10 protein-coding genes are annotated in these 13,157 nt (G+C 34.2%); 7 read left to right on the top strand and 3 right to left on the bottom strand.

Annotated features, from left to right (window positions below; translation table 11 throughout):
• Nucleotides 1–18: 18 nt before the first annotated feature.
• Nucleotides 19–1,569, top strand: a complete 1,551-nt coding sequence (locus DNU06_RS08265) for a DEAD/DEAH box helicase (RefSeq protein ID WP_317048235.1) — start codon at nt 19–21, stop codon at nt 1,567–1,569.
• Nucleotides 1,570–1,637: 68 nt separating this feature from the next.
• Here the strand turns inward: DNU06_RS08265 and pheT are convergent, their stop codons facing one another.
• A complete protein-coding gene (gene pheT / locus DNU06_RS08260; RefSeq protein WP_111062782.1) occupies nt 1,638–4,061 on the bottom strand; it encodes a phenylalanine--tRNA ligase subunit beta in 2,424 nt (807 codons plus the stop codon).
• 83 nt (nt 4,062–4,144) lie between these two features.
• Here pheT and DNU06_RS08255 point away from each other — a divergent pair, with 83 nt between their 5' ends.
• The gene (locus tag DNU06_RS08255) at nt 4,145–5,146 is read left to right on the top strand and encodes an endo alpha-1,4 polygalactosaminidase (RefSeq protein WP_111062781.1); all 1,002 of its coding nucleotides are present in this window, start codon (nt 4,145–4,147) and stop codon (nt 5,144–5,146) included.
• Between the two features lie 2 nt (nt 5,147–5,148).
• Nucleotides 5,149–6,024, top strand: a complete 876-nt coding sequence (locus DNU06_RS08250) for a nucleoside phosphorylase (protein WP_111062780.1) — start codon at nt 5,149–5,151, stop codon at nt 6,022–6,024.
• Here DNU06_RS08250 and DNU06_RS08245 read toward each other — a convergent pair whose 3' ends face one another.
• Nucleotides 6,025–7,302 (bottom strand): replication-associated recombination protein A, encoded by a 1,278-nt coding sequence (locus tag DNU06_RS08245; RefSeq protein ID WP_111062779.1) that lies wholly within the window; start codon nt 7,300–7,302, stop codon nt 6,025–6,027.
• A 1-nt stretch (nt 7,303) separates the two neighbouring features.
• Entirely contained in the window at nt 7,304–8,176 is an 873-nt protein-coding gene (locus tag DNU06_RS08240) for a lysophospholipid acyltransferase family protein (protein ID WP_111062778.1), read from the bottom strand.
• Nucleotides 8,177–8,317: 141 nt separating this feature from the next.
• Between DNU06_RS08240 and DNU06_RS08235 the strand changes: the two genes are divergently transcribed.
• From DNU06_RS08235 to DNU06_RS08220, 4 genes are read left to right on the top strand one after another with little or no spacing between them, the layout of a single operon-like run.
• The gene (locus DNU06_RS08235) at nt 8,318–10,438 is read left to right on the top strand and encodes a WG repeat-containing protein (protein WP_111062777.1); all 2,121 of its coding nucleotides are present in this window, start codon (nt 8,318–8,320) and stop codon (nt 10,436–10,438) included.
• Nucleotides 10,438–11,199: a hypothetical protein gene (locus DNU06_RS08230; protein WP_111062776.1), complete on the top strand. Its 762-nt coding sequence runs from the start codon at nt 10,438–10,440 to the stop codon at nt 11,197–11,199. Before DNU06_RS08235 ends, DNU06_RS08230 begins: the two co-directional genes overlap by 1 nt.
• The gene (locus DNU06_RS08225) at nt 11,196–12,107 is read left to right on the top strand and encodes an AAC(3) family N-acetyltransferase (RefSeq protein WP_111062775.1); all 912 of its coding nucleotides are present in this window, start codon (nt 11,196–11,198) and stop codon (nt 12,105–12,107) included. Before DNU06_RS08230 ends, DNU06_RS08225 begins: the two co-directional genes overlap by 4 nt.
• Nucleotides 12,100–13,026, top strand: a complete 927-nt coding sequence (locus tag DNU06_RS08220; protein ID WP_111062774.1) for a 1-aminocyclopropane-1-carboxylate deaminase/D-cysteine desulfhydrase — start codon at nt 12,100–12,102, stop codon at nt 13,024–13,026. The genes DNU06_RS08225 and DNU06_RS08220 overlap by 8 nt, the downstream gene beginning before the upstream one ends.
• Nucleotides 13,027–13,157: the final 131 nt, after the last annotated feature.

Raw genomic sequence — 13,157 nt, 5'->3', positions numbered from 1 at the left:
TTGATTTTCAATTAAAAGGTGGTATTTTTGCAAAAATATTACCATTCCTACTACATGATTGACCAAAGTTTATTCGACAAAAAACAGTTATACCCCTTTCAAAGAGAGATAGTTGACAAGATAATTGGAAAACTAAATGAGAACAATGAAAACTCGAATTTATTGTACCAACTTCCAACTGGGGGAGGTAAAACCGTAATTTTTTCTAACATAGCAAAAAGCTATATAGAACAAAAGAAGAAAAAGGTATTAATATTAACACACAGGATAGAATTGTGTGTGCAAACATCTAAGCAATTAAATGCTTTAGGTATTAAAAACAAGGTTATTAACTCTTCTGTGAAGTCGATTGAAAACCATGATGAATTCAACTCATATACTGCTATGGTTGAAACATTAAACAATCGTTTACAAGAGGATATCGATTTTGTACGTAATATTGGATTGGTAATCGTTGATGAGGCACACAATAATTCCTTTAGAAAAATATTCCAATACTTTTCTGATATTAATATTTTGGGGGTTACAGCAACACCATTAAGTTCAAATAGGGCTTTGCCTTTAAATGATAATTATGGTGAATTAATTGTTGGACACAGTATTAAATCCCTTATTGAAAGTCGATATTTAGCAGATGCAGAAACATTTACCTATGATGTAAATCTACATGGATTGAAAATTGGTTCTAATGGTGATTTTACGGTTAGTTCTTCAGATAAAGTTTACAGTAATTATTTTATGCAAGAAAAACTTCTTTTTGCCTATGAAGAAGTTGCTGTAGGGAAAAAAACCTTGATTTTTAATTCTGGGATTGAATCCTCTCGATCTGTTTATAATTTATTTAAAAAACATAAATATAAAGTACGACATTTGGACAGTACCTTTAGTGATACCGATAGAAAGGAAATACTAAGATGGTTTAAAGTTACACCGGGGGCTATTTTAACTTCTGTTGGTATTCTAACCACCGGATTTGATGAACCGACTGTTGAAAGTATTATTTTAAATAGAGCAACCCGATCATTAACTTTATATCACCAAATGATTGGTCGTGGGTCACGTGTATTAAAAGATAAATTTCACTTTCAAGTGATTGACCTTGGTAACAATGTTCGTCGTTTTGGTTATTGGCAAGAATATATTGATTGGCAAGACGCCTTTAATTATCCGGATAGATTTTTAGAGTCTAGGCTAAGTGAAGAGGATGACATGTTGTTTGAGGCTGACTATGAATTATCGAAAGGCATTAAATCTAAATTAATTCATCCAGAGAAAATTGAAAAGTTTTCAATGAAAGCAGTATACGATAAATGTATTGAATCGGGTAAAAAAGGAAAAGAAGCGGTAGAGGTTTCCATGGAAAACCATTTTGAAGTGATTGCAGAGAACTCAGAAGATGTATATGATGGGTTGAATTTGTTGAATGAATTGCAAGAGGATATTGAGCGCAGGTTGAAGCATTACTCCAAATGTATCACCAAGGCAACGGATAGTTATTTAAATTGGCTGCAGGAGACTTATAACCGACAATTGACACAGAAATTAAGGCAAGAACTGCCTGCTGAATAAAAAGAATAGACATAAAAAAAAACTCAAGCCATTTAGCTTGAGTTTTTTTATGCTTTTTAAATGGCGATTTATCTCAATTCTGCTTTTAATTCCTCTTCTAATCCTTTTCTAATTTTATCCATAATTTTATCTACCACTTTATCTTTTAAAGTTTCCTCCTGGTCTTGGAATATAAAATTAACCGCATAGGACTTTTTACCTTTTTCTAAGTTCTTTCCTTCGTAAACATCAAATAGTCCAACTTCTTTTAAAATCTTACGGTCTGCTTTTTTTGCGATTGTTTCAATTTGTTCAAATCGGATGTCCTTATCCAATAGTAAAGAAAAATCTCTTCTTACAAACTGTGTTTTAGGCAATGGTTTAAAGTTTATTTTATTCATAAAATAATGCCCTACTATTTCCCCCCAATTTAAATCTGCATAAAATACGCTTTGTTTCACATCAAAGGTTTTTAAAACGTTTTCCTTAACCCAACCTATAGCGCCAACTTCCTTTTTTCCAATAAAGAGACTGATACCGTCTTCGAATAAGTCGTTATGAATACTTTGTTGTTTTAATTGTTGATTTAGTCCTAGTTTAGTAAAAATACTTTCTACAATACCTTTTAAAGTAAAGAAAGATTGCTCTTTTTTTACATCCGCCCAATTCTCTTTATTTACATTTCCACTTAACCAAATGGCTAGTTTTTCTGTTTCTATATAATCTTGTTCATGCTTGGCGTAAACCTTACCAAATTCAAATAGACTGAGGTTAGGGGCTTGTCGATTTTGGTTATGCGCAATACTTTCTAGTCCACCAAAAAGCATAGTTTGACGCATGACATCTAACTCTACACTTAAAGGGTTTAGAATGTTTACGTTGTTTGCGGTAGAAAATACTTCACTCTTTACTTGCTCAATATGTTTAGCAGCTGAAAGTGAATTTGCCATAATTTCAAAGTATCCATTTGCTACTAATAAATCAGCGATCAAATTATACATTTTCTCTTTGTTTGGCTTAGTCGAAAAAGTAACTGAAGTGTTTAACTTTTCTGGTAATTCAATTTTATTAAAGCCATAAATTCTCAAAACTTCTTCCACAATGTCGGCTTCTCTCTGCACATCTACACGGTAAGCAGGCACAATTAATTCTGCCATATCTCCTGTCATAGAATCTATTGTTATATCCAATTCATTTAAAATTTTTGTAATAGACTCGTTCGATAAATTTGCACCCATCAAGGTTCTACATCTCCCAAAATTAAAGCTGACTTTAAAGTCTTGGATTGGATTGGTATAATTGTCTTGTGCTTCTACTAAATTTGCACCAGTAATTTCTTTTAAAAGATATACTGCTCTAGCCAATGCAGTAGTTACAGTGTTAGGATCTACACCACGTTCAAACCTAAAGGAAGAGTCGGTGTTTAAACCATGACGTTTGGCTGTTTTTCTTACGGAAACCGGTTGAAAATAAGCAGATTCTAAAAATATACTTTCCGTCTGATCTGAAACGCCAGAATCAATACCGCCAAATACGCCAGCCATGCACATGGCCTCTTTTTCATTCGCAATAACTAAATCGGCTTCATTTAATTCTCTTTCTACACCATCTAAAGTGGTTATTTTTTCGTTTGGGTTAGCAAACCTAATATTAATTTCTGTGCCTACTTTCTTTAAATCAAATGCATGCAGGGGTTGTCCCATTTCGTGCATAACAAAATTGGTAATATCCACCACATTATTGATTGGGCTTAAGCCAATGGTTCTTAATTTATTTTGAAGCCAATCAGGTGAGGGGGCAACTTTTACTTGATTTAAAATGGCACCAGCATAGCGTTGACATTCGTCATTTTGATGAATGTTTATCGGAAATTCCCCTGTAAAGTCTAAAGCTGTAACCGCAGGGAAATTGATTTTTAAATTTTCATTTTCATGTACATTTAAATATGCTTTTAAGTCTCTGGCAACACCAATATGTCCCATTGCATCAGCACGGTTAGGCGTCAACCCAATCTCAATTAAATAGTCGTCTTCTACTTTAAAAAATGTTTTCGCTAATTGTCCTACTGCTGTGTCTTCAGGGAGTACCATAATGCCATCATGCCCTTTGCCTAGACCAATTTCATCTTCCGCACAAATCATTCCTAAAGATTCTACGCCTCTAATTTTAGATTTTTTTATTTTAAAGGATTCTGTGGGAGAAGGGTATAATGTTGTGCCAACTGTTGCAACCACTACTTTTTGTCCAGGAGCAACATTAGGTGCACCACATACAATTTGTAAATTTTCAGCTTCGCCAATATTTACGGTTGTTATATTCAATCGGTCAGCGTCTAGATGTTTTTCCATGGTTAACACTTCTCCAATCACCAATCCAGCCAGTCCGCCCTTGATGGATTCCACTTTTTCAAGTCCTTCTACTTCAAGTCCAGTATCCGTTAATATTTCACAAACTCTTTCTACAGGTAATTCTGTTTGAATGTATTGTTTAAGCCAATTGAATGAAATTTTCATATTCTAAAATAATAAGGCGATAAAGTTAAGAAAAACCCATATTTATTCAGACATATATCAGTATTTTATTGTTAATTTTAAATATGGATAATTTCTTTGTGAAGATAAGTGGCATAAATGGTTTACTGTTTGGCTTACTTTTTTTTTGTTTTGCGTGTAATAAAAAGGAAGTGCCTAGTTTAAATTATGCAGATGAAATGCGCAGTTTTGTCATTAATTTATCCAATTATGCCAAGGATAAAACACCAGGCTTTATGGTGATACCTCAAAACGGTATTCCTTTATTAGCGATAGAGGAATCTGTTTCATTGGGGATAGCGGCAGCTTATATAAATGCCATTGATGGACAAGGCCAAGAAGATTTATTCTACGGGTACGAAAAAGACGATAAACTTTCGCCACTAGAAAGTACGAATGAAAAAATCACATATTTAGACTTGGCAGTAGCGAACGGGGTGACCATTTTGAGCACAGATTACTGCTCTACTGAGGCTAATATGGTGGATGCATACGCAAAGAATTCGGCAAAAGGATATGTTTCATTCGCGGCTACTGAAAGAGAATTAAATAATATTCCTACACAGGATATTAACCATGAAAACAATGGCGCTATTGCAGATTTAAGTATGGCTAAAAACTTTTTGTATTTAATCAACCCAAGTGGTTTTGAAAGTAAAAAGAGTTTTGTAGATGCTTTGGATGCCACAAATTATGATGCGTTTATCCTTGATTTGTTTTTTAATGAAGAAGTGCTTTTGACGAAAGAGGAGGTGGTGAGGTTACAAACAAAACCAAATGGAGCCAAGCGTTTGGTGATTGCTTATATGAGTATTGGAGAGGCAGAGGATTATCGTTTTTATTGGCATGAGGAATGGCAAAAGAAAAAAAACGCACCTACTTGGTTGTACGAAGAAAATAAACAATGGAAAGGCAATTATAAAGTGTTCTATTGGGAAAAGGCTTGGCAAAACATTATTTTTGGCGACGAAAATGGGTATTTAGATAAAGTATTGTCTGCAGGTTTCGACGGTACTTATTTAGATATCATTGATGCTTATGAATTTTTTGAATCAAAAACTGAATAATTATGTCCGAATTACTTTCCTCTGAATTAACCTTAAATGATGCTGGCAAACTATACCATCTTAATATTGGGAATGAAGATATAGCAAATACCATTATTTTAGTAGGCGACCAAACTAGAGTGAAATTAGTAGCTTCTTTTTTTGATGCCATTACTTTTGAAACCCAACACAGAGAATTTGCAACCATTACTGGTGTTTATCAAGGCAAAAGTATTTCCGTGATTTCACATGGTATTGGATGCGATAATATGGATATTGTATTGACAGAAATTGATGCTGCTGTAAATATAGATTTGGCTACCCGTAAGGTCAAAAGTGGTTTAACCCAATTAAATTTAATTAGAATTGGAACTTGTGGAGCTTTACAGGCAGAGATAGAAGTAGGGTCAGCCATCATTTCAAAATACGCCATAGGTATGGATGGAGTAGCAAATTTTTATGACATACCATTTGGGGATAAAATTCAAGATGGGTTAAAAGCATTTAACGCGCATATGGCTTGGGAAAAACCAAGTGTAATACCTTACATGGCAATGGCAGACCAGGGCCTAGTAAATTTATTATCCGATTTAGGAAAGGAGGGTATTACCATTACAGCAAATGGATTTTACGGACCACAAGGGAGAAGTATTAGAATTCCACTAAAAGATGAAAATTTTAAAACTAAAATAAGAACCTTTGAATGGGACGGGGAACAGGTTTTGAATTTAGAGATGGAAACATCAGGTCTTTTATCCCTTGCCGAAGCTTTGGGGCATCAAGCGGTAACCATTTGTTTAGCAATAGCAAATAGGTACAACCATTCCTTCGTTTCCGATTTTGAAGCAACCATGTGTCAATTGATTAAAAATGTACTGGACAAGACACTTAAGCTGTAATTATTTACCGTATTTTCCTTGCCATAAGTTTTGAATAGTTTGGGCTAATTCCTGTTCTCTTTTGTTGCTGCCTGGTTTATAAAAGTTATGTCCAGATATTTCTTTTGGCATAAATTCTTGTGCTGCAAAATTTCCAGGATGGTCATGTGAATATTTGTATTCATTGCCATATCCTAAATCTTTCATCAGTTTTGTAGGCGCGTTTCTTAATGGGATGGGTACAGAAAGGTCTCCTGTTTTCTTTACCAAATCTTGCGCTAAATTAATGGCCATGTAGGCCGCGTTTCCTTTCGGTGAACTTGCCAAGTATAATACGCATTGCGAGAGGATGATTCTGCACTCTGGGTAACCGATTATTCCAACTGCTTGAAAGCAATTATTCGCCATAACAAGTGCATTAGGGTTTGCTAATCCAATGTCTTCCGCTGCCAATATCAAAAGTCGACGCGCTATAAATTTAGGATCTTCGCCAGCTTCAATCATCCGCGCTAACCAATACACCGCAGCATTAGGGTCAGAACCACGTATGGATTTAATAAAAGCAGAAATGATGTCGTAATGTTGTTCTCCGTTTTTATCGTATTTAGGCAGGTTATTTTGAATAATGGATTGCACAATTTCATCTGTAACCAAAACTTCTTCGGTATTGATTTGTGATATTACTAATTCTAGTCCATTTAATAACTTACGCGCATCACCACCGGAGATTCTTAATAGTGCGTTAGTTTCTTTTAATTGAATATTTTTTTGCTTTAATACCACGTCATTTTGTATGGCATTTTCAAGTAATGATTCTAACTCTTCCTTGGTATGGGGTTGTAAGGTGTAGACTTGTGCACGGGATAGTAATGCGGAGATAACTTCGAAGGATGGGTTTTCTGTCGTAGCGCCAATTAATGTCAGTAATCCTTGTTCTACAGCGCCCAATAAAGAGTCTTGTTGTGATTTTGAAAAGCGGTGAATCTCATCAATAAATAAAATGGCATTTTGTTGGCCGAATAACCCCTGACTTTTTACTTGCTGAATAATCTCTCTAATTTCCTTTACGCCAGAATTTATAGCCGAAAGGTTGTAAAAAGGACGTTTTACTGTATTGGCTATAATTTGGGCCAAAGTAGTTTTGCCAATTCCTGGTGGTCCCCATAGAATCATAGAAGGAATTTGACCAGAAATAATGGCTTTTTTTAAACCAGAGTCTGGACCTAAAATATGAGATTGACCAATATAATTTTCTAAAGACTGCGGACGCATTCTTTCTGCCAAGGGAGTGAAATTCATTTTATTCCTTTTTATGCTTCCACCTTTTGTGCGACCATAACCATGATTCAGGGTGTATTCTTATGATTTCTTCAAGTAAAGAAGCGTATTTGTCGGTAATATAATCATTGTCGGTCGATTGAGCGTGTTCGGAAATTAATTTAAATTCAACTTGATAAATTCCCCGACTTAAAGCGACGGAATGACCAAATAATACCGTGTAGTCATACTTTTTCGCCAATTTTTCTGGGCCAATATTCCAACCTGTGGTTTGATTTAAAAAAGTATTCCAATATGCTTTATTGGGGTTGGTAGGAGACTGGTCGTTGACCACAACAATTAATTTAGGTTTATTATTTTCTTCTTGAAAAAAAGAAACTACTTTTTTTGAAGCAATCAACTTCATGCCATTCCTTTTTCTAGAATTTAAAATAACGCGATCTAAAAATTTATTTTTCAAAGGTTGGTAAAGAGAGTAGGCGGTGTGTTTTATTTTTTTTGGTAAACTCAAAGCATAAAACTCCCAATTGTTATAATGTCCGCAAAGCACCAATACGTTTTTTCCTTCTTGATAATACCTATCTAATAATTCAGGGTTTTTTATTTGGGTGCGTTTTAAAACTTCCCTCTCGGTGATACTTATTGACTTAATACTTTCAAAAATAAAGTCTGTAAAATGGCGATAAAAGTCTTTTTCAATTTTTTTAATTTCCAACAGGTTTTTTTCTGGAAAAGAATTTATAAGATTTTCCCGTACTACATTACGGCGATATTTTACTATGCTATAAGCTAAAAAATAAGTGATATTAGAAAAAAAAAATAGCACACGCAATGGTAGATAAGACAATGGTTTTATCACCAAATAAAAAACTAATCTATCACCAACTTTTACCATGTGAATTTTCGGGAAAATGCAAATTTAAAAGTATAAACCAAATCAAAGTAAAAAAGCCTTAATTAATTCTAAATGTTTGGTGAATTAATTGAATAATGTGAAATGGATTAAAGAAACAATACTAATTTTGTAAACGACAAAATGGTAAAAAAAGTTTTCATAGTATTATTTTTTATTTGCTTGGGCAATAGCGCAGAAGCAGGTGGAATAGGTAGCGGTTTTAAAGCGCTTGAGATTTATAATTATTTTAAAGCAAAAAAGTATTTTGAAAAATCTATGAAACGGCATCCTGTTGCAGCTTCCTATGGTTTAGGCGTAATTTATCAGCGAAAAGACAATCCCTTTTATCAATTAGATTCCGCTTATAAATATGCTAATTATGCAAGCAAACATTTTAAAGATATAAGTGACAAGACGCAAATTAAATACGCTAAATATGGGGTTGACAGTGTTGCGATATTTAAATTGAGAGATCAGGTTGCTGAAGATATGTTTGAGCGTGCTGTCTTAGTCAATTCAGAATTTGGTTTTCAAGATTTTATGGATAAAAATCCATGGAGTGATCTTGTTAAAATGGCTTCTTTTTATCGCGATAGTCTGTTTTATGAAACAGTTTATGCAACGCATACTGCTGCTAGTTTTTTGTCCTTTTTAAAAAAATATCCCCATTCTTTATTTGCACCAGATGCTAAAGATAAATACGAACAACAATTATATATTGAACAAACTAAAAGAGAGGATGTAAATACTTATGCAAAGTTTATTGAAGACTATCCAAATAGTCCTTTTCGAGTAGATGCTGAAAACAGGATTTTTGACCTTACGACGAAAGACAATAGCATTCGCGCCTTTGAGAATTTTATTGAACAATATCCAAATAATAGCAATGTGGCAAAAGCCTGGATAAATTTATATGATACTTATCTCGCTGAAAATTCAGATAAAAATACCAGTAATGCTTTAGCTGCTTTTTTGAGTAAGTACCCGAATAATCCAATGCGAGAAATTATTGAAGAAGAATTACGCTACGCAAGCATAAGGTTTTACCCTATTCAACATAAAGGAAAGTGGGGATTTACGACTATGGAGGGCAATTTCAGTATCCCTTGTAAGTATGATTTTGTTGAATTATTCCAAGAGGGGTTGGCTGCAGTTACACAAGATGGAAAAGTGGGGTATATTGAAAAATCAGGTAAAGTAAAAATTGATTTTCAATATGAAGAAGGACTAGGTTTTAATGAAGGAACGGCAGTTGTTGAAATCGACGAGCAATACGGATTGATTAATCGACAAGGCAAATATATTGTTTCTCCAGAATTGTCCTATCTGGGTACTATGACCGAAGGGCTTGTCCCTTTTGAGAAAAATGAACATTACGGATATTTTAATCGCAAAGGAGAGACTGTGATTGCACCAACTTATGCGGACGCATTTAATTTTCACGCGGGGTACGCAAAAGTGGAATTAGGTGATAAATTAGGGGTTATTGACCAAGAGAATAATTTTTTAATACCAGCAATTTATTATTCAATTAGCAGCATTAAGGATAGTGTTTTTGCCTTAGAAAATGAGGAGAATTGGGGTGTGATTAGTAATTTTAAAGATACCATTCTTCCCTTCGAATATACTTATATTGGCCCCTTGAGTCAAGGCTTTTTTATTGTCACAAAAAATGATTCCTTTAATTATAGTAATATATTAGGTCAATTACTCTTAAAAAAATCCATTCCGGTATACCGAGAATATAAAGTAATGGCGCAATACACGGGTGATCCAATATTATATTTAAATGAAAATGGCTATAATTTTATTGAAATTAATGGGAAGCAAATATTTAAAAAACAAAAAGATAATTTGGGAACATTCAGTGATATAGTTGCTTTTGAATTAGACGGAAAGTGGGGGTATTTATCTGTAAATCCACCAAAAGAAGTCATAAAGCCGCAGTTTGATAATGCACAGTCCTTTAAAAATGGATTAGGAATTGTATCTTTAAGTCCACTTTGGGGTATGATAGATACTAAGGGACAGTTTTTAATTCCGGCTTATTATGAAAGTTTGACTTTTTTAAATGAAAATATCATTTTAGCTGAAGGGAAAGGAAAAACGGGATTACTTAGTTTACAAGGCGATACCTTGTTAGATTTTAAAGTACAAGAAATTGAACTTTTTGAAGACAATTGGGTATTAATAAGTAACAGTAATAATACCTATTATTACAATTTGGAGACAAAAGCTTATCTTCGAAAAGAAAACGACTAATGGAACAATTTTTAATCAATATAGAAAAGTATCGGGTGGCCATTTTGGGTACTGTGCTGTTTCATATATTAATTTTTGTCGTTTCTAGTTTTTCTCAGGTCCAAAATGTTTCGAGAATGCCACCGCAAGAAATAAGAATTGAAATTCCTTTAGATGACATTGAGTTCGATCCTGCCATGCAAGAGATTTTAGAGCAAAATGAGGAGGTGGTTCCGCAAGAGAATGAAAAGGTAGCTAATATTGCCAGTGATGCAAATGATAGTAGAGAGAAGTCTTATGAAGATTATAGCACCAATAGTGAAGATTTAAGCGAGGATGCATACGAAAGTGCTAAGGCATTGGAAGCTGCATATTTTGAAGAAGCAGCAGCAAATAATCCAGCCAATCAAATACAAGCCGAATCACATGTACAAATAAAAACTAAATCGGATCAAATTAAGGTTCAAGATAGAACGGGCGGTAAAAGTGGGTCAAAATCTTATGCTGGAAAAGTAATGATTTCATTTAATTTAGAAGGCAGAAAAGCACATAGTCTGCCAAACCCAGGATATACTTGTGAAAATACAGGTACTGTGGTAGTTGAAATTAAGGTAGACGAAAGTGGTGCGGTAAAAGATGCAAAATATCGGGCCTTAGGGTCCTATAATGCCACAGAGTGTTTGATTAATCGGGCAGTTCAATATGCCGCAAAAGCCCGCTTTGATTTTAAAAAAGGAGGGGTTCAGACAGGAACAATAATCTATAAGTTTATTGGACAATGAGTTGGAAAGATACCTTACGCGCTATTACACCAGCATATTTATTAAGTTGGAATAGAAAGCGAAAAAAAAACAAGCGAAATAAAACACTCCAAAAGTTAGCAGAAACAGGTCAAAGTTTGACTGCTCAAACTATTTTAAATGACTTAAAACGCATGGGGATAAGAGCTGGAGATACTTTATTAGTACATTCTTCTTTAAGTAGAATTGGTCATCTATCAGAAGGTCCAAAAACTTTTATTGATGCTTTGTTGTCTGCAATTGGGCCAAATGGAAACTTATTAATGCCCACCTCACCAAATGCAGATTACCAATTAAATTACATTCGAAACACGCCTTTTTTTGATGTCCTGAATAGTCCTTCTAAAACTGGAAAAATTACAGAATACTTTAGAGCTCTTCCTGATTCAAAAAGAAGTTTACATCCAACTGAACCAGTTTCGGCGATTGGTCCATTGGGAGATTATTTTATCAAAGATCACTTTAATCAACTTACCCCGTACAATAAAAATAGTCCATTTTATAAAGTTGGCGAAATGGGTGGGAAAATTTTATATGTTGGCGTAACATTAGACAATGCGGGCACCAGTTTGCATACATTAGAAGATGCGATTCCCGACTTTAAGTACCCTGTTTATTATCCAGAAATAATGGAAATACAGGTGTTTGATGAATTGGGTAATGCACATTTAGTAAAAACAAAAGTGCACGATCCTAAATACTCTAAATTACGTAAATGCGATCAATTAATACCTCATTTTGTTGCTGCAGGCGTTTTAAAACAAGTGAAAATTGGTCAAGCGAACACTTTACTGGTGGACGCAAAAGGATTTTTTGATACCATGGTCAAGCTTTATAACGAAAAGGGTATTACCATGTACACCCCAAATGGAGAAACGTTAAATGTCTAATTTCAATATACCTTCCGAACTAACGGTTATTCATCATCCACTTTTTGAGGATAAAAAGGTGAAGGTTGCTGTAAAAAGAGATGATTTAATTCATCCTGAAATTTCGGGTAATAAATGGCGTAAATTAAATTTGAACGTCGAAAAGTTTAAACAAGGTAATTATGATGCCATTCTTAGTTTTGGGGGCGCTTTTTCTAATCATATTGCAGCTCTAGCAAGTCTATCCAAAGAGATGAATATTCCAACCATAGGAATTATTAGGGGAGATGAGTTGAATGAAACTTCAAATGATACGCTAAAAAAGGCCAAAGCCAACGGCATGGAACTCGTCTTTGTCAGTCGAGAAAAGTATCAATACCGATATGAAAAATGGTATTGGGCCGATTTGCGGAATGAGTTTGGTAATGTTTTAATTATTGAAGAAGGTGGCGCTAATTATTTAGGTGTTTTAGGGTGTGCTCGAATCATGAATGAATTTGAAAAACAACCTGACTATGTGATTGCCCCCATGGGGACAGGTACAACTGTTGCGGGTTTGACTTTTCAAGCGGATCAAACAAAGGTAATTGGTGTTCCAGCTTTTAAAAATAGTGAATCTTTATTAGAGGAAATCAAGCAATTATTGATGTATTGTGGGTTGAGTGAAGAGGATATCGCAGAAAAAATAAATGCATTGCACATTGAAAACAGATTTCACTTTGGGAGGTATGGTAAAGTAACGCCCGAACTCATTGATTTTGTCAATGAATTTTATCAGGTGACTCAGCTTAAATTAGACCTGATTTATACGGGGAAAATGATGTATACATTTTTTAAATTATTAAATGAAGATTTCTTTCCCATAGGTAGTGAAATTATATTAATTCATACCGGCGGAATGCAGGGAAATCAAGCGTTTTCATCCAGTTTGCATTTCTAAAGGACTGCTTTTAAAGTTTTTAAAGGCAACCATTTTTTGTTTCTATCGTCCTAGTATTAATTGTTGTATTCAATTTATTTTTTTAGAAAGTAGGTTGAATGGCTTTAATATGAATCCATAATCCAAACTGA

Origin of the sequence: Putridiphycobacter roseus (genome assembly GCF_003234935.1) — a bacterium.
In the GTDB taxonomy this organism is placed as follows: Bacteria; Bacteroidota; Bacteroidia; order Flavobacteriales_D; family Crocinitomicaceae; genus Putridiphycobacter; species Putridiphycobacter roseus.
This window is presented reverse-complemented; position numbering and strand designations above follow the sequence as displayed.

Bases quoted from the DNA above. Each gene is read 5' to 3' on its own strand.
- pheT (WP_111062782.1), bottom strand. From the start codon at position 4,061: ATGAAAATTTCATTCAATTGGCTTAAACAATACATTCAAACAGAATTA.
- DNU06_RS08220 (WP_111062774.1), top strand. From the start codon at position 12,100: ATGTCTAATTTCAATATACCTTCCGAACTAACGGTTATTCATCATCCA.
- DNU06_RS08230 (WP_111062776.1), top strand. From the start codon at position 10,438: ATGGAACAATTTTTAATCAATATAGAAAAGTATCGGGTGGCCATTTTG.
- DNU06_RS08245 (WP_111062779.1), bottom strand. From the start codon at position 7,302: ATGAATTTCACTCCCTTGGCAGAAAGAATGCGTCCGCAGTCTTTAGAA.
- DNU06_RS08240 (WP_111062778.1), bottom strand. From the start codon at position 8,176: ATGGTAAAAGTTGGTGATAGATTAGTTTTTTATTTGGTGATAAAACCA.
- DNU06_RS08235 (WP_111062777.1), top strand. From the start codon at position 8,318: ATGGTAAAAAAAGTTTTCATAGTATTATTTTTTATTTGCTTGGGCAAT.
- DNU06_RS08225 (WP_111062775.1), top strand. From the start codon at position 11,196: ATGAGTTGGAAAGATACCTTACGCGCTATTACACCAGCATATTTATTA.
- DNU06_RS08250 (WP_111062780.1), top strand. From the start codon at position 5,149: ATGTCCGAATTACTTTCCTCTGAATTAACCTTAAATGATGCTGGCAAA.
- DNU06_RS08255 (WP_111062781.1), top strand. From the start codon at position 4,145: ATGGATAATTTCTTTGTGAAGATAAGTGGCATAAATGGTTTACTGTTT.